Source organism: Neoroseomonas terrae, from assembly GCF_018129025.1.
GTDB classification, from domain to species: Bacteria; Pseudomonadota; Alphaproteobacteria; order Acetobacterales; family Acetobacteraceae; genus Neoroseomonas; species Neoroseomonas terrae.
In genome coordinates this window covers 66,977-81,338 of the sequence record NZ_JAAEDI010000006.1, presented here as the reverse complement: position 1 = coordinate 81,338, position 14,362 = coordinate 66,977, and the positions used below count along the sequence as shown (strand labels likewise).

Genomic DNA, 14,362 nt, shown 5'->3' with positions numbered 1-14,362 from the left:
GGCGTCAGCCGGCCTTCAGCATTCCGAGCACGGCCACGGCCGCGGCCTCCGAAGGGAGGCCTTCCGGTGCGCGCAGCATCGCCAAAGCCTCGGCGAAGCCGGCGCGCTGTGATGCTGCCACGGACAGGTCAAGCATCGGCGCGACCAGCGCGTCGGCGAGTGCCCGGGGCGTGCAGTTCTCCTGCAATCGCTCGGGCACGATCTCCCGTTCAGCGAGCAGGTTCACCAGCGAGGCATGCGGCACCTTGATCAGCTGCCGCGCGATCGCGGCGGTGATCGGATTCACGCGATAGCCCACGACATGCGGCACTCCCGCCACCGCCATCTCAAGCGAGGAGGTGCCGGACTTGATCAGCCCCGCCCCGCCGGACTGCGCGACGGCGGCGAAGGCATCATGCTTGGCGTCGGGACCATCCAGCAGGATCGGCGCCGCCGGCCAGTCGGCGGCAGCGCGGCGCACCGCGTCGGCGACGATGGGTGCGACCGGCAGCACGGGGCGCAGCCCGGGCAGGCGCTCGGCGGCCAGCCGCAGGGCGGCACCGAAGATCGGCAGCAGCCGCGACGCTTCCATCCGCCGGCTGCCGGGCATGACGATGACCGGCCGATCCGTCGCCGTCAGCCCGTGCGCCGTCCGAAAGCGCTCCGCATCGCCTCCGTCCGCCCCGCTTTCCAGCACGGGATGCCCGACGAACGTCACGGGGATGCCGGCATTCTCGAAGAACACCGGCTCGAAGGGGAGCAGGCAGAGGATACGGTCCACCTTCTGCTTCAGCTCCGCCACGCGCCCCGGCCGCCAGGCCCAGACCTGTGGCGCGACATAGTGCACGATGGGAATGCCGAGCGGTCTTACGCGTTCCGCCAGCCGCAGGGTGAAGCCGGGGCTGTCGATCGTCACCAGGACATCCGGCCGGCGTGCCGCGACATCGGCCCCGGCTTCGGCGAGCAGTCGCTTCAGCCGGAAGATCTTGGGCAGCACTTCCAGCAGGCCCATCAGCGCGAGCTCGCGATAGTCGAACAGGCTCGACACGCCCTGTTCGGCCATACGCGGTCCGCCGATGCCGGAGATCTCCAGATCCGGCCGGCGCGCGCGCAGCGCCGCGACCAGCCGCGCGCCGAGCACGTCGCCGGAAGCCTCGCCTGCAACGATGTGAATGCGCGTCATGAGAAGCTCGCTGAGATCGGGGCTGCGAAGGGCCCTGCGGGCCAGTCCCGATGGTTGCGTACCTGCCCGTCCTCCCGCACCGCAGCCAACCGGGCCGGATCCAGCGTGCAGAACACCCATTCGTCCTGGTCGAGCGCACCACGCGCCAGGACGCCATCCTCGGGGAAGCCACGATCGACCGGGCCGAACACAGCCGCATGACCGCGATTCACGTCCAGCGCCGCCGACCACGGCGCGACACCCACCGTCGGCGTGATGGCGACGTAGCACTGGTTCTCCATCGCCCGCGCGGCGGCGGCGATGCGCACGCGGTGGAAGCCGTGCATGGTGTCGGTGCAGGAGGGCGCGAGGATCAGCCAGGCGCCCGCCTCCACCTGCGTCCGCACATGCTTCGGGAACTCCACGTCGTAGCAGACGGAGATGCCGATCCGCCCCCAAGGCGTGTCGAATACGCCGGGATCGGCGCCCTGTGTCACGCCCCAGCGCTCGGCCTCGAAGCGCGTCATGGCGCGCTTGTCCTGCATGGCGAGGCGTCCGTCCGGCGCGATCAGCGGCGCGCGGTTGATGACGCAGCCATCCGTGCGGCGCATCGGCAGCGTGCCGGGCAGCAGCCACACGCCAAGCCGTCGTGCCGCGGCGCGCATCGTGGCCAGGATCTCCGGTGAGGCTGCGACCATGGCGGCAAGCTCGGCGGCTTCATCCACGGCCCCGCCGCCTGCGAGCGCCGCTCCCAGCTCCACGCAGGCATATTCGGGCAGCACCAACAGGTCGGCCCGCGTGCGCCCTTCCTCCAGCCGCGCTTCCAGCGCGCGGCCGAACGCCGCAACCGAGGCCGGCCGGCCGACGCCGTACTGCAGCAGGCCCAGGCGCAACGCCGCCCTCACAGCCGTTCCTTTGCCCAGAAGCCGAGGGTGTGCGGCGTCTTGCGATCGCTGCCCACTTCCCGCCAGTCGAAGACCAGGGAGATGTCGGCCCGGGGCACATAGCCGCGGTTCCGCCAGAAGCTGTCGAGCCGGACGTAGTCGTGTGGTCGCCGCGGATCGTCGTCATCGCGCGCTACCGCACAGAAGGCCGTGGCTGTCAGGCCCAGCGTCCGCGCATGGGATTCCCGCAGGTCAAAGAAGCGCACGCCCGCGCCACGACCGCGATACTCCGGCAGGAGCACGCTCTCCCCGAAATAGCACCAGCGTGCGAGGTCCTCCCCGTGCTTCAGGAAGGCCTCCCGCACCGGGGTCTCGGCTTCCGGCATCGGTTGGCAGGTCGCGCAGCCAACCGTGCGCTCGCCGTCCAGCGCCGCGATCACCGCCGCGCCGGGGCTGTCGGCGTAGCTGGCGAGATAGCGCTCCTCATAGGCCGCATCTCCATCGTACAGATACGGCCAGTCGCGGAACACCGCGATGCGCAGCCCGGCGAGCCGCGGCAGCCAGGCGCGCAGCGCATCCCCGCACAGGGTCTCGAAGCGAAGGGGGGCGGGCTCCATCCCCGATCCATAGGGGCGCCGGCGGCAGCGGGGAAGAGGCTGGCGCTACCGGTCCCGCACGACGCGGATGCCGGCGAAGTTGAAGCGGTCCGCCGCCGTGCCGCGGACGCGGTTGCCGGCGCGCACGTACCAGGGCAGGTGGCTCCAGGACCCGCCGCGCATCGCCCGGGCCGCGCAGTCGCCATACAGCCGCGGCGATCCGTCGGCCGGCTGGCCTTCAAGGTTCGGATTCAGGCAGTCCAGCGTCCACTGCCAGACATTGCCGAGCATGTCGTAGAGGCCGAAGGCATTGGGACGGAAGCTCCGCACGGCCGCCGTGTAAACGTGCCGATCGTTGCAGCGGAAGCTGAATTGCGGCCGGCGGTCGAGGTTGAGGGCTTCGGCCAGCGACAAATCCGCGACATTGGCGAATTCGCAGGCAGGAGCCTGGGAATCGCCCCAGAAGCGCGCGGTCGTCGTGCCGGCGCGGGCGGCGAATTCCCATTCCGCCTCGCTCGGCAGGCGATACGGCTTGCCGGTCGTGGTGGCGAGCCAGCGCGCATAGGCCTCGGCGTCCTGCCAGTTCACGCAGACGACCGGGTGGTCCTCCTTCTGCGCGAAGCCAGGGTTGCGCCAGTTCAGCGATGGTGTCTCCTGGTATTCGTAGGTCGCACCGTTGTTCACGAACGCCCAGCAGCTGCTCTCCGGCGCATGGCCGGTCGCCTCCACGAAGGCGGTGAACTGGCCGAGCGTGACCGGCGTGCGCGACATGGCGAGACCCGGCGCGATGGTGACGCGGCGGAGCGGTTCCGACCGCCCGCGCAAATCCGCGGGGACGCCCTCGCGTTCTTCCTCGCCCCGCGGCACGCCCATGGTGAAGGTGCCGCCCGGCAGCGCCACCATCTCGGGGCACTGAGCGCAGTCGCTGAAGGTCGCCTGCGGCACCTGCGCGCGCGCAGCGCCGATGGTGCCGAGCACGACGAAAACGGCTGCAAGGATCCGGACGTTCAGCATGCATTGCTCCGACTGCGCGGCGGAAGCCTATCGCACGGATCGTGCACGCCAATACATTTTGCGACGATCAGCCTGTGCGGATCGTCATTGTATCCTGTGCAGCCCGGATGAAGGCGACGAGACCTTCCTCGACCACCGCGCGCGGCAGGTTGCGCAGAACCAGCGTGAGCCGCGACTTCCGGTCGTGATCACCGGGCCAGGCTGCAAGTTTCAGTGGTGGATGAAAGACATGCTGCACGCCGTGCACGACCACCGGGCGCTCCTCGCCCGCGATATTGAGCAGGCCCTTCACGCGCAGCACGGAATCCCCGCGCGTCAGCGCCAGCATCTCAAGCCAGGTCGCGACACCGTCCCAGGGCAACGGCGCATCGAAGACGAAGCTGACCGCCTCAATGCCGGCATCATGCCGGTTGCGGTCGTGATGATGATCGTGGTGGTGGTGATGCCCGGCTTCCGCCGCGAGCCAGTCCGCCACCGCGGGCAGCCGCCCGGCGGGATCGAAGCCGCCGGCGTCGAGCAGCGCGGCCGGTGCGATCGCGCCATGTTCGGCCCGCAGCAACGGTGCGACCGGATTCAGCGCGGACAGCCGCGCCGCCAGCGCCGCCGCCGATTCGGGCGATGCGAGATCGAGCTTGGTCAGCACGAGCCGGTCGGCCATCGCCGCCTGCTTCACTGCTTCGATCTGCGTGTCGAGCGTCGCCATGCCGCTGGCCGCATCGACCAGCGTCACGATGCCGTCGAGCCGGAAAGCCGACAGCACGACCGGATCGGTCATCAGCGTCTGGAGGATCGGCGCGGGGTCGGCGAGGCCGGTTGTCTCCACCACGACGCGCCGGATGGCCTGGCCGCCCTCGGCACGCAGCGCGAGGTCGCGCAGCACGCGCACCAGATCGCCGCGCACCGTGCAGCACAGGCATCCCGCATTGAGCAACACGACATCATCGTCGAGCCGCTCGACCAGCAGGTGGTCGAGGCCGATCTCGCCGAATTCGTTGATCAGCACGGCGCAATCGGCCATCTCCGGTGCCTTCAGCAGCCGGTTCAGCAGCGTCGTCTTGCCGGCGCCGAGGAAGCCGGTCAGCACCGTGACCGGGATCTTCTCGCGCTTCATGCGCCGTACAGTGCCTTGGGGTCCACGAGCGGATCGGCGATCGTCGTCACCGCCCCGTCGCGAATGGCGCGGAAGAAGCAGTTGCGCCGGCCCGTGTGACAGGCGACGCCGTCCTGGTCCACCAGCGCGAGCAGCGTATCCCCATCACAGTCGAGCCGCAGATCAACCAACCGCTGCTGCTGGCCCGAGGTCTCGCCCTTGCGCCACAGCGCCTGCCGCGAGCGGGACCAATAGCAGACGCGCCCTGTCGACAGTGTCTCGGCGACGGATTCCGCGTTCATCCAGGCCATCATCAGCACCTCGCCCGTGTCGTGCTGCTGGGCGATGCAGGGGACGAGGCCGTTGCCGTCGAAACGGATCTCGGCGATCAGGCGGGCGGCGGCGGATGGGGCACTGGTCATCGGCCGATGATATATTATCTCACGATGCAGGAAGCGAGAGACCGGGACATGGCCGAGGCTGCGATGCGCGAGACTGCCCTGCGGGAGGCCGAGGCCGCCTGCCAGCGCCGCGGCGCGACGCTGACGCCCCTGCGTCGCCAGGTGCTGGGACTGGTGCTTGAGGCGGAGGCACCCGTCGGCGCCTATGCTCTGCTCGACCGGCTGAAGATGTCACGCCCCGGCGCGGCACCGCCCACGGTCTACCGCGCGCTGGACTTCCTCCTTGAGCAGGGGCTGATCCACAAGCTCGAGCGGCTGAACGCCTATGTCGGCTGCACCGATGCCGGCCATGCGGAGGGGCACGGCCACCATCACCCTCATCAGTTCCTGATCTGCCGCCGTTGCGGCACCACGGTCGAGATCACCGACCATGGCGTCGCGCATGCGATCGAGGCCGCCGCCCGCCGCGCCGGCTTCGCGGTGGCGAGCGCGACCGTCGAGATCGAAGGGGAGTGCGCCCGCTGCGCTTCGGCGTAGCGTTGCCTTGGCCGCGCGTCCCGCTGGCCGCCCCACCGTCCCGCGACCTTGCGCTGCATCATTGCGCCCGTCCCGCTTGATCGTAACTCTTCCTGCCACGACCCTGATTGGACCGGTGCGATTCCTACGCCCGGCAAGGAGGAAGTAGCCATGCGTTCCCTCGACACAACGCGGATCCTGCGGCGGGGCGGCCTTGCCCTGGCGCTGGCCGGAGCGCTGGCCGCGTCGCCCGCCGTCGCCCAGGGGCAGGCCGCAGGCGGTGCCCCGGCCGCTTTCACAACGGCGGATCTGGCGCGGCTTTGCGGCCCGGCTGCGGACAACGCCAACGCCATGGCGTTGCGCCCGGCTTGCTTTGCGGCGTTGGTGACGATCGGCCAGACCCATTCCCTGTACACGACGGGGCCGCGCGCCCAGCGGCCGATCTTCTGCCTGCCGGACCCGACCCCGGCGCTCGACCGCGTCGCCGCCGACTTCGTCTCCTGGGCCGCGGCCAACCAGCAGCATTCCGGCGCGCGCGCCGCCGAAGGCGTGCTGCGCTTCGCTGCCGCCACCTATCCCTGCCCGGCGGCCCCCGCCGCGCGGCGCCGCTGAGCGGAAGGAGAACGCCATGATGACGAAGAAGCCCGCCCGCATTGCCGCCGTGCTGGCGCTCGGCGTCGGCCTCGCCGGCTGCGCAGGCATGACGGAGAACCAGCGCTCGACGGCTACCGGCGCCGGCATCGGCGCGCTCGGCGGCGCGGCGCTCGGCTCGCTGTCGGGCAATGCCGGCTGGGGCGCGCTGATCGGCGCCGGCGTCGGCGGCGTGAGCGGCTACGCGATCAGCAATAGCCGGCAGCGTTGAGTGGGGTGCCGGGGAGGGGCCTGCCCCTCCCCGGATATCCCAAGCCCGAAGGCCATTTTGATTGGCTTGTCGTACCGGAGAACTAAAGGGGCGATGCCCCTCTAACCTCACCCCGCCAGGACGCGGCCGCAGCCGCCACGTAGGCGTCGGAAACTCAGCCGGCGAGGCCATCCAGCACAAGGCAAGGGTGGCGCCCGGTTGATGGCACGCCGGTTTGAAGTCTCGGCTCTTTAGTCGCCTGTACAGTCCTGCGCCGCTGTGAGCGGCGCGCGGACAGGAGGCGATCTCACGCGCCTAGCAACGCGATGACGTCGTCGGTCGTCAATACGTCCGCGAAGGTGAGCATCATGTTGTTTAGCGTATTGTTGTGCTCAAAATCTGTGTGTGTTGCCGTTCCGTCTGAAACGAACAGCACCTTGTAGTTGAGCATCATGGCATCGCGCGCGGTCGATTCGCAGCAGATGTTTGTAGCGCAACCGGTGATGATGACGGTATCGACACCCCGGGAGCGCAGTCGCTCATGGAGGTCTGAGGATCCTTCGACAAAGGTGCCAAACCTGAATTTGTTGATGCGCATATCGGACGCCTCAACCAAAATGTCCGGGTGCAGCGCATGGCCGGGCTGACCGACCATGAACGTCGAATACATCCCTTCGCGCTTGTCGGTAGTCCAGAATGAGCCGAACCAGTTAGACCAGCTCTGCTTGCTTTCCTCGCTGATCGAGTTCTGGACGAATACGTTCAAAGCGCCCGCCTGACGGCATGCGGCGCTGATCCGGTTGATGTTGGGGATAATCTCGACGGCAGGGGCGATCTCCGCAGGCGCTCCAGGCGTCATGAAGCCTGCTTGCATATCGATCACCAAGTGTGCCGCCCGTTTCGGATCAATGGCTTCGAACAAGCGGAGCCGACCGCGCCTCTGGAGGGCAATCTGAACAATATCGTCTTCCAGCTTTACCTTGTGCACGTCGTGCTCCTGCGGCGCGGTGCCGGAGGTCCATTCTCCGCGACCGGACGTCTTCCTATCGCATTCCATATCATTTTCTTGCTACGAGATTATCAAGTTGCATTCGGCCCCATCGACGGCGAAGGCGCGCCGGTCCTGCGGCTCTCCCCCGGCCTCGATCCCCAACCACCCGCAAGTGAATGCCGCAGCAGGAAGGTAGGCGCGGCCGGCAGCGGCGCGCATCGCCTCCGCGGCATGGAAGGGAGCACAGGTCATTGCAGCGTGCCGGTTTCCGGCGATCACACGCCCGCCTCGGCGATCGCCGCCTTGATTGCTGCCAGCGGTTCCGGACGCCCGACGCGCGCTTTGCAGTCCTGCCAAGACCCTAACTGAAGGTCACCGGCGATCTGATGGGGTGGGGGCGGCGCCGCTCTCTCGAGTACCGTTCCGCCGCTTGCCGACCGCGCCCGCCCCGTCCGACACTCCCGCCGCGGCTGCGATTCGCCCCGCTGCGGCGCGCCGCCAATCGCGCGACGGAAGGACAAGACCGACATGCGCCTCAAGACCATCCTCACGGCGGCGGCCTTGCTGGCCGCTGCTCCGGCCGTGGCGCAGGCGCCGCCGGCCGCGCGCGGGTCGCATACGGCGACCGTGGGCGAACTCGCAGCGCTGTGCGGCACGCCCTCGACCGCGGCGAACTTTGCCGAGGCGAACGGGCTCTGCCGTGGCTTCCTCGGTGGCTTCGCGCAGTATCATGCGGCGATGACCCAGCCCGGCACGCGCCACCGCCCGCTGTTCTGCGTGCCCGACCCGGCGCCGACCGGCGCGCAGGCCGCGGCCGCCTTCGCCGCCTGGGCGCAGGCCAACACACAGTATGCGAACGATCTTGCCGTGGATGGCGTCGCCCGCTGGTTCGTCACTACCTATCCCTGCCCGCAGCCGCCCGCGCGCCGCGGCGCGCGCTGAGACGGAGAGCCACGATGCGCAAGATGGTCCTGCTTCCCGCGGCCCTGGCCCTTGGGCTTGCCGGCTGCTCGAATGATTCGATGACGCCCGGCGGGCGCGACGTCCTGATCGGTGGCGCCGGCGGCGCGCTGGCTGGTGCGGCCATCGGTTCCTTCACGGCGAATGCCGGCGTGGGCGCGCTGATCGGTGCCGGCGTCGGCGTGGTCGGCGGGTATCTGTGGAACCAGCATCAGGTCGCCGAGCGCCAGGCTGCCGAGCGGCGCCAGCAGCAGCTCGATGCCGCCTATCAGCGTGGCGTGCAGACGGGTGAGCGGCAGCGGAACACGGCACCGACCACCACCACCACGCCACGCTGAGTGCGCACCGGGAGGGGCGAAGGCCTTCCTCCCGGGCAAGGATCGGAGGAGGGGCCACGCCCCTCGCTCCAGGTTACGCCGGCAGGGTGGCGAGGCCCTGTTCGAGATCGGCGATCAGGTCGCCCACATCCTCCAGCCCGATATGGAGGCGCACGGCGAAGCCGCCGAGATCCTCGCTGGTCGCGGTGCGGGTGACGAAGCCGGTGGTCGGCAGAGCGAGGCTTTCATACCCGCCCCAGGACGCGCCGATCCCGAACAGCGCCAGGCTGTCGATGAAGGCGTAGATCTCGGCCTCGGTGTAGCGCCGCTGGAACACCACGCCGAACAGCGAGCAGGACCCGGTGAAGTCGCGCTTGAACAGCGCGTGCTGCGGGTGGGACGGCAGGCCCGGATGCAGGATGCGCTGCACCTCGGGGCGTGCCTCCAGCCAGCGCGCGACGGTCAGGCCGCTCTGCTCCTGGTGCTTCAGCCGAACCGCCATGGTGCGCGCGCCGCGCAGCGCCAGCCAGCAATCGTCCGGCGCGGCGAAATGGCCCATCTGGGACGCCGCGGTACGGACGGTCAGGTAGTCTTCCTCGGTGTTCGTGGTGATCGAACCGAGCAGCACGTCCGAATGCCCGCCGACATACTTGGTCAGCGCCTGGATCGAGACATCCACGCCGTGCTTGAAGGGCATGAAGTTGTGGATGCCCCAGGTGTTGTCCATCAGCACCTTGGCCCCGCGGGCATGGGCGGCGCGCGCGATCGCCGGCACGTCCTGCACCTCAAAGGTATGGCTGCCGGGGCTCTCGGTGTAGACGACCTTGGTGTTCGGCCGCATCAGCGCGGCGATGCCCGCCTCGTCGATCGTCGGGTCGTAGAAGGTCGTCTCGATGCCGAAGGCCGTCATCAGCCCGGTCGCGATGTTGCGCCCGGGGCCGTACACGCTGTCCGGCATCAGGCAGTGCTCGCCGGCCTTGAGATACGCCATCAGCGGCACCGTCACCGCGGCAAGCCCTGTACCGACGAGGACGCAGCGCGTCCCGCCCTCGATCTCGCAGATCACGTCTTCCAGCGCATAGTGCGTCGGCCCGCCAGCGGTGCCGTAGCTCATCACGCGGTTGAAGCGGTCCTTCGCGGTGCTGCGGCGGCTTTCGCAATTCGGCTGCAGCACGGTCGACCCGCGGTGCACGGCCGGATTGACGAAGCCGTGCACATGGGTGCCGGCGCGGCCGGCATGCGACATGCGCGTGGCGAAGCCCAGGCTGTCGTGCTTCTTGGCGATATCGTCGGGCATGATCAGGCCGTCTTTTCCTTGGTTGTTTCCGGGCGCGACGCCCATTCGGTCCAGGAGCCGTCATAGACGGCCGGTTCAGGCAGGCCGGCGCGCACCATGCCGAAGGCGATGACGCAGGCCGTGACGCCCGACCCGCAGGACGTGACAACGGGCTTTCCGCCGGTCGCGCCCGCCGCAGCGAAGATCCCGCGCAGCGTCGCCGGGTCCTTCATCAGCCCGTCCGGCCCGGCCATCTCGCCGACCGGCACATTGGCCGCGCCCAGCATGTGACCTGACGGCAGTCCTGCACGGGGTTCCGGCGCCGTCCCGTCGAAGCGGCCCTTGGCGCGGGCATCGAGGATCAGCGCGGAGCCATCCGCCACGATCTGCTTGATGTCGCCGATACCCTTCAGCTTCGATGCGCGGAAATCCGGCACGAAGGTCGCGGGCGCCGGGGCAGGGGCATCGCCGGTCTCGAGCGCCCGGCCTTCCTTCTTCCAGGCCGGCAACCCGCCGTCCAGCACGGCGACCTTGTCGTGCCCGAATAGCTTCATCATCCACCAGCCGCGCGGGGAAGACCGCAGCCCGTGCTGGTCGTAGAACACCACGCGCGTGTCGTTCGAGACGCCGAGCGCGCCGACCAGCTTCGCGAACTTCGCCGGCGTCGGCACCATGTGAGGCAGGTCCGTCTCGTCATCGGCGATCTTGTCGATGTCGAACATCCGCGCGCCCGGGATGTGCGCGGCGCGGAAGCCGTCATGCTTGTTGCCCGGCTCGCCCGGCAGGTAGGTCGAGCAATCGAACACCACGAGGTCCGGCTTGCCGAGCTCGGCGGCCAGCCATTCCGTGGACACCAGCGATTCCATCGGCGTCACTCCCCGGCGAGGACCAGCGTCACGCGCCGGTTCGCCTTGCCCTTGTTCTCGATCTTCGCAACTTCGACGCGGCCGATCTCCCCGGTCGCGCGCACATGGGTGCCGCCGCAGGGCTGCAGGTCGACCGGGGCGCCATCCCCGCCGATGCGCACCAGTCGCACGCGCCCCGACCCGCGGGGCGGCTTCACCGACAGGGTGCGGACCATGCCGGGGTTGGCATCCAGCTCGGCATCCGTGATCCAGGAATCGGTGACCGCGTGGTTCGCCGCAACCAGTTCGTTCAGCCGCTCGGTCAGGCTTTCCTTGGTCGGCGGTTCCGGCACGTCGAAGTCGAGCCGCGACTTGTCGGTCCCGATCTGCCCGCCGGTCACGCCGGCGCCTGGGATCAGGCTGCACAGTAGATGCAGCGAGGTATGCATGCGCATCAGCCGATGCCGCCGGTCCCAGTCGAGCGCAGCGGTCACCTCGGCACCCTCGGGCGGCAGCGTCGACCCCGCGGCCGGCGCGTGCAGCACGGTGTCGTCAGGGCCTTTCAGCGCCTCGGCCACGGCCATCTCGCCGCCGGCCCAGCGCAGCACGCCGGCATCGCCGGGCTGCCCGCCGGCACGCGCATAGAAGACGGTCCGGTCGAGCACGACACCCTCGGCCCCGACGGAGACGACGCGCGCCGTGATGTCCCGCGCATAGGCATCGTCGCGATAGGCCAGTTCGGTCGCCATCAGTCTTTCCACTCCGTCAGCAGCGCCGGGCGCCGGCGGGCGAACTGCGCGAGGCACAGCGCACCGGTCGCATTGGCGATACGGTTATTGTCCAGCATGGCTATCGCCTCATCGGCGTCGAGCACCAGTAGCCGGATGTCCTCGTGCTCGCTCTGCAGACCGTGATGGCCGGCATGGCCTGCTTCGGGCAGCCGCACGCGGGCGAGGAACAGCGCGATCGTCTCGTCGCAGCCGCCCTGGTTCAGGATGAAGCGCCCCATGGGCAGCATGCGATCGGCGGTGAGCCCGGTCTCCTCCGCCAATTCGCGCCGGGCGGCCTCGACCGGGTCCTCGCCATCCTCGAGCAGCCCGGCCGGGCATTCCGTCATCACCGGCGCCAGCCCGGCGGCGAGCGCCGGCAGGCGGAACTGTTCGATCAGCGCGACGCGGCCGCTCCACGGGTCCCAGGGCAGCACCGCCACCGCGCCGCCGCGCCGCCACAACTCCCAGGTCTGCAAGCCGCCCTCGGCGCCATCGAAGCGGCGGCGGCGGAAGCGCACGCGCTGCAGCGGAAATCGCCCGTCCCAGACCACCTCGTCCGAGAGAACCGTCAGGCCGGGATGGTCAGGGATCGGCTTCGCCTTGGGAGGTCTGGCGCTCATGGATGCGCGACCCTACCCTTGGCCGTGTGGCCCGTCCATGCACCGGGGGCCGCCGGGGGAGAGGATGCCGCGCGTGACGAAGCAGGGCCCCGGCGGCGGCGCGGGCGCGCGCATGACTGCGCCGCCGGATAACCCCCAGGCCAGCATCCGCGCACGGCGGCGGGGCATCCTGCTGCTGATCAGCGCGACGGCCGCCTTCGCGGTGACGGCCGCCTTCGTGAAGGCGCTGGGCGGCGCGATCCCGCTCGCCGAGGTGATCTTCTTCCGCAACTTGTTCGCCCTGCCGGCCCTGCTGCCGGTGGTGCTGGCGAGCGGCGGCCTGGCCGCGCTCGCCACGCGCAACCCGCTGAGCCACGCGGCACGGACGCTGTTCGGCATGATGGGCATGATCGGCGCCTTCTACGGCTACGTTCACCTGCCGATCGCGACCGTCACCGCGCTGGGCTTCACCATGCCGCTGTTCCTGACGGTCCTGTCCGTGCCGCTGCTGGGGGAGCAGGTCGGCTGGCGGCGCGGCCTTGCCGTGCTGGTCGGCTTCCTGGGCGTCGTGCTGATGGTCTGGCCGGGGGCGGACGGGATCGGGGATTCGGGCCTCGCCGTGCTGCTCTGCCTGCTCGGGTCGGTCGGCTGGGCGCTGGCCATGATCACCATCCGCCAGATGGGCGAGGCAGGGGAAAGCTCGGTGGCGATCGTCGTCTGGTTCGCCGTGGGATCGGCGGCGCTGGCGGGCATCGCCGCCGTGCCGGTCTGGGTGTGGCCGACGCCTTTGGAATGGGCGCTGCTGGCCGGGATCGGCCTGATCTCGGCGCTGGCGCAGGTGCTGATGACCAGCGCGTACCGCACCGGGGAGACGACGCTGCTCGCCCCCTTCGAGTACACCGGGATCGTCTGGACGACCACGGTCGGCGCGGTGGTGTGGGCGGAACTGCCGGATGGCTGGGACTTCCTCGGCATCGCCGTGCTGGTCGGCGCCGGGATCTATATCTGGCATCGGGAGGTCGTGCTGGGCGTGAAGCGTTGATGCGCCGCCGCGGCGTGCCACATTGACTTACGGCGCCGGCTCGGTCAGCGCTGTCGGTGCCGAGAGATGGAGTATCCGACCATGACGCCGCACGAGATTCGCGTCCCCTTTCCGTTGGACATGCTGGGCGACCTCGATACGACACTGCGGCATGTCGAGGACCGGCACCTGTCGGGTCTCGACACGCCGGAGAAGCGGGAGGGCTTCCACCCGCTGATCAGCGCCGTCCGCGCCATCAAGGCGGCGATCCAGGCTCACCGGGCCAAGGCAGCGGAGGACGCGCTGCATGTCCCCCTCGAGCGCAGCCACCTTTCGGCACTGCTGGACTTCGCCCAAGGCGCGCCGGGCGGCGGACCGGATGAGCGCCGGGCCACCACCAACGTCGCCGAGTGGCTCGACCAGGACATCTGACCTGGCAGCCTGCCGCGTGCCGATCAGGTGAAGCCCCCCGCTAAACCGGGGGGCAGGCGGGTTATCGCAAGCAGACGGGAGTTGGCGTCCTACCTTGTCATGAGCTGTGGCGAGGTTCCGAGGCGGTCGGCGAACCAATCCCGCAGCATGGCGTCCTCATAGCGGAGCGGATCGCTGGACCGCGCCACCATGGGTCGCCGCAGGTAGGTCATGTCGGTGATCGTTGCTTCCCCGCCCGACACCACATGCCCGTCCCGCGTCACCGTGTAGCGCAGGTTGATGCGCGGCCAGGTGGTCGGCTCCATCACGCGGAACGCCGGGTTCGCGGGGCCCCAGGGCGGGAAGTATCCGGCGAGGTCGATGTCACTGACTTCGATCTGAAGGTCCTGGCCCGGGGGCAGGCGCTGGCCCAGCCGTTCGAAGATCCGCCGCAGCCCGACCAGGGCGGGCGCGTCCTCGCCGACCGACCCCGTCCGGTACAGGCCCGCATCGGTATAGCCTTGCGGGTTGACGAAGGTTACCCGGACCTCGGCCTGCGCCGTGCCGGCCGTTGTGGCGACTGTCAACGCTGCGGCGATGCCCGTGAAATAAGCGCGCATGCTTGCCGTCCTTCCTTGGCACGGCGCCTTGGCGCCGTTACCGCATCTTAGGGCGGCAGGCATTCCGGT

Annotated in this window: 20 protein-coding genes; 8 read left to right on the top strand and 12 right to left on the bottom strand. The window is 69.6% G+C overall.

Annotated features, from left to right (window positions below):
- Nucleotides 1-4: 4 nt before the first annotated feature.
- The 6 genes from lpxB to hisI form a co-directional block, all read right to left on the bottom strand.
- The gene (lpxB, locus tag GXW78_RS06875) at nucleotides 5-1,162 is read right to left on the bottom strand and encodes a lipid-A-disaccharide synthase (RefSeq protein WP_211867297.1); all 1,158 of its coding nucleotides are present in this window, start codon (nucleotides 1,160-1,162) and stop codon (nucleotides 5-7) included.
- Nucleotides 1,159-2,046 carry a carbon-nitrogen hydrolase family protein gene (locus tag GXW78_RS06870; protein WP_211867295.1) on the bottom strand — a complete coding sequence of 296 codons (888 nt, stop codon included), beginning with the start codon at nucleotides 2,044-2,046 and terminating at the stop codon, nucleotides 1,159-1,161. The genes lpxB and GXW78_RS06870 overlap by 4 nt, the downstream gene beginning before the upstream one ends.
- Nucleotides 2,043-2,642: a GNAT family N-acetyltransferase gene (locus GXW78_RS06865; protein WP_211867293.1), complete on the bottom strand. Its 600-nt coding sequence runs from the start codon at nucleotides 2,640-2,642 to the stop codon at nucleotides 2,043-2,045. Before GXW78_RS06865 ends, GXW78_RS06870 begins: the two co-directional genes overlap by 4 nt.
- A gap of 45 nt (nucleotides 2,643-2,687) precedes the next feature.
- Nucleotides 2,688-3,635: a formylglycine-generating enzyme family protein gene (locus tag GXW78_RS06860; RefSeq protein ID WP_211867291.1), complete on the bottom strand. Its 948-nt coding sequence runs from the start codon at nucleotides 3,633-3,635 to the stop codon at nucleotides 2,688-2,690.
- A 67-nt stretch (nucleotides 3,636-3,702) separates the two neighbouring features.
- Nucleotides 3,703-4,746, bottom strand: coding sequence for a CobW family GTP-binding protein (locus GXW78_RS06855; RefSeq protein WP_211867289.1), 1,044 nt, complete (start codon nucleotides 4,744-4,746; stop codon nucleotides 3,703-3,705).
- Nucleotides 4,743-5,147, bottom strand: coding sequence for a phosphoribosyl-AMP cyclohydrolase (hisI, locus tag GXW78_RS06850; RefSeq protein WP_211867287.1), 405 nt, complete (start codon nucleotides 5,145-5,147; stop codon nucleotides 4,743-4,745). The genes GXW78_RS06855 and hisI overlap by 4 nt, the downstream gene beginning before the upstream one ends.
- A 24-nt stretch (nucleotides 5,148-5,171) precedes the next feature.
- On the opposite strand from hisI, the gene GXW78_RS06845 reads away from it, so the two are divergent.
- The 3 genes from GXW78_RS06845 to GXW78_RS06835 all read left to right on the top strand — a co-directional run bounded on the left by GXW78_RS06845 (nucleotide 5,172) and on the right by GXW78_RS06835 (nucleotide 6,504).
- On the top strand, nucleotides 5,172-5,663 hold the full coding sequence (locus GXW78_RS06845) for a Fur family transcriptional regulator (protein WP_246521934.1): 492 nt from the start codon (nucleotides 5,172-5,174) through the stop codon (nucleotides 5,661-5,663).
- 150 nt (nucleotides 5,664-5,813) lie between these two features.
- Complete coding sequence (locus tag GXW78_RS06840; RefSeq protein WP_211867285.1) at nucleotides 5,814-6,254, top strand: Rap1a/Tai family immunity protein; 441 nt, start codon at nucleotides 5,814-5,816, stop codon at nucleotides 6,252-6,254.
- A gap of 16 nt (nucleotides 6,255-6,270) precedes the next feature.
- Nucleotides 6,271-6,504 carry a YMGG-like glycine zipper-containing protein gene (locus GXW78_RS06835; protein ID WP_211867283.1) on the top strand — a complete coding sequence of 78 codons (234 nt, stop codon included), beginning with the start codon at nucleotides 6,271-6,273 and terminating at the stop codon, nucleotides 6,502-6,504.
- Nucleotides 6,505-6,790: 286 nt separating this feature from the next.
- Here the strand turns inward: GXW78_RS06835 and GXW78_RS06830 are convergent, their stop codons facing one another.
- Complete coding sequence (locus tag GXW78_RS06830; RefSeq protein WP_338147704.1) at nucleotides 6,791-7,366, bottom strand: isochorismatase family cysteine hydrolase; 576 nt, start codon at nucleotides 7,364-7,366, stop codon at nucleotides 6,791-6,793.
- Between GXW78_RS06830 and GXW78_RS06825 the strand changes: the two genes are divergently transcribed.
- From GXW78_RS06825 to GXW78_RS06815, 3 genes are all read left to right on the top strand, one after another.
- Nucleotides 7,352-7,843, top strand: a complete 492-nt coding sequence (locus GXW78_RS06825) for a hypothetical protein (protein WP_211867279.1) — start codon at nucleotides 7,352-7,354, stop codon at nucleotides 7,841-7,843. The two genes, GXW78_RS06830 and GXW78_RS06825, sit on opposite strands and share 15 nt — an antisense overlap.
- A gap of 159 nt (nucleotides 7,844-8,002) precedes the next feature.
- Complete coding sequence (locus GXW78_RS06820; protein WP_211867277.1) at nucleotides 8,003-8,416, top strand: Rap1a/Tai family immunity protein; 414 nt, start codon at nucleotides 8,003-8,005, stop codon at nucleotides 8,414-8,416.
- A 14-nt stretch (nucleotides 8,417-8,430) separates the two neighbouring features.
- A complete protein-coding gene (locus GXW78_RS06815; protein ID WP_211867275.1) occupies nucleotides 8,431-8,772 on the top strand; it encodes a glycine zipper domain-containing protein in 342 nt (113 codons plus the stop codon).
- A gap of 73 nt (nucleotides 8,773-8,845) precedes the next feature.
- Here the strand turns inward: GXW78_RS06815 and metC are convergent, their stop codons facing one another.
- From metC to GXW78_RS06795, 4 genes are read right to left on the bottom strand one after another with little or no spacing between them, the layout of a single operon-like run.
- A complete protein-coding gene (gene metC, locus GXW78_RS06810; protein ID WP_211867273.1) occupies nucleotides 8,846-10,048 on the bottom strand; it encodes a cystathionine beta-lyase in 1,203 nt (400 codons plus the stop codon).
- A 2-nt stretch (nucleotides 10,049-10,050) separates the two neighbouring features.
- Nucleotides 10,051-10,893, bottom strand: a complete 843-nt coding sequence (locus GXW78_RS06805) for a sulfurtransferase (RefSeq protein ID WP_211867271.1) — start codon at nucleotides 10,891-10,893, stop codon at nucleotides 10,051-10,053.
- Between the two features lie 5 nt (nucleotides 10,894-10,898).
- Nucleotides 10,899-11,621 (bottom strand): alanyl-tRNA editing protein, encoded by a 723-nt coding sequence (locus GXW78_RS06800; RefSeq protein ID WP_211867269.1) that lies wholly within the window; start codon nucleotides 11,619-11,621, stop codon nucleotides 10,899-10,901.
- Complete coding sequence (locus GXW78_RS06795) at nucleotides 11,621-12,262, bottom strand: NUDIX domain-containing protein (RefSeq protein ID WP_211867267.1); 642 nt, start codon at nucleotides 12,260-12,262, stop codon at nucleotides 11,621-11,623. Before GXW78_RS06795 ends, GXW78_RS06800 begins: the two co-directional genes overlap by 1 nt.
- Nucleotides 12,263-12,335: 73 nt before the next feature.
- Here GXW78_RS06795 and GXW78_RS06790 point away from each other — a divergent pair, with 73 nt between their 5' ends.
- Together GXW78_RS06790 and GXW78_RS06785 are read left to right on the top strand one after the other, a co-directional pair.
- Nucleotides 12,336-13,283 carry a DMT family transporter gene (locus GXW78_RS06790; protein ID WP_338147699.1) on the top strand — a complete coding sequence of 316 codons (948 nt, stop codon included), beginning with the start codon at nucleotides 12,336-12,338 and terminating at the stop codon, nucleotides 13,281-13,283.
- Between the two features lie 81 nt (nucleotides 13,284-13,364).
- Nucleotides 13,365-13,694: a hypothetical protein gene (locus GXW78_RS06785; protein WP_211867265.1), complete on the top strand. Its 330-nt coding sequence runs from the start codon at nucleotides 13,365-13,367 to the stop codon at nucleotides 13,692-13,694.
- Nucleotides 13,695-13,783: 89 nt separating this feature from the next.
- Here the strand turns inward: GXW78_RS06785 and GXW78_RS06780 are convergent, their stop codons facing one another.
- Nucleotides 13,784-14,293 carry a DUF3016 domain-containing protein gene (locus GXW78_RS06780; protein WP_211867263.1) on the bottom strand — a complete coding sequence of 170 codons (510 nt, stop codon included), beginning with the start codon at nucleotides 14,291-14,293 and terminating at the stop codon, nucleotides 13,784-13,786.
- Nucleotides 14,294-14,362 lie beyond the last annotated feature (69 nt).

Coding starts and splice junctions, on each gene's coding strand:
- GXW78_RS06865 (WP_211867293.1), bottom strand. CDS start 2,642: ATGGAGCCCGCCCCCCTTCGCTTCGAGACCCTGTGCGGGGATGCGCTG.
- GXW78_RS06795 (WP_211867267.1), bottom strand. CDS start 12,262: ATGAGCGCCAGACCTCCCAAGGCGAAGCCGATCCCTGACCATCCCGGC.
- GXW78_RS06785 (WP_211867265.1), top strand. CDS start 13,365: ATGACGCCGCACGAGATTCGCGTCCCCTTTCCGTTGGACATGCTGGGC.
- GXW78_RS06860 (WP_211867291.1), bottom strand. CDS start 3,635: ATGCTGAACGTCCGGATCCTTGCAGCCGTTTTCGTCGTGCTCGGCACC.
- hisI (WP_211867287.1), bottom strand. CDS start 5,147: ATGACCAGTGCCCCATCCGCCGCCGCCCGCCTGATCGCCGAGATCCGT.
- GXW78_RS06800 (WP_211867269.1), bottom strand. CDS start 11,621: ATGGCGACCGAACTGGCCTATCGCGACGATGCCTATGCGCGGGACATC.
- lpxB (WP_211867297.1), bottom strand. CDS start 1,162: ATGACGCGCATTCACATCGTTGCAGGCGAGGCTTCCGGCGACGTGCTC.
- GXW78_RS06805 (WP_211867271.1), bottom strand. CDS start 10,893: ATGGAATCGCTGGTGTCCACGGAATGGCTGGCCGCCGAGCTCGGCAAG.
- GXW78_RS06840 (WP_211867285.1), top strand. CDS start 5,814: ATGCGTTCCCTCGACACAACGCGGATCCTGCGGCGGGGCGGCCTTGCC.
- GXW78_RS06780 (WP_211867263.1), bottom strand. CDS start 14,293: ATGCGCGCTTATTTCACGGGCATCGCCGCAGCGTTGACAGTCGCCACA.
- GXW78_RS06835 (WP_211867283.1), top strand. CDS start 6,271: ATGATGACGAAGAAGCCCGCCCGCATTGCCGCCGTGCTGGCGCTCGGC.
- GXW78_RS06815 (WP_211867275.1), top strand. CDS start 8,431: ATGCGCAAGATGGTCCTGCTTCCCGCGGCCCTGGCCCTTGGGCTTGCC.
- GXW78_RS06855 (WP_211867289.1), bottom strand. CDS start 4,746: ATGAAGCGCGAGAAGATCCCGGTCACGGTGCTGACCGGCTTCCTCGGC.
- metC (WP_211867273.1), bottom strand. CDS start 10,048: ATGCCCGACGATATCGCCAAGAAGCACGACAGCCTGGGCTTCGCCACG.
- GXW78_RS06820 (WP_211867277.1), top strand. CDS start 8,003: ATGCGCCTCAAGACCATCCTCACGGCGGCGGCCTTGCTGGCCGCTGCT.
- GXW78_RS06845 (WP_246521934.1), top strand. CDS start 5,172: ATGCAGGAAGCGAGAGACCGGGACATGGCCGAGGCTGCGATGCGCGAG.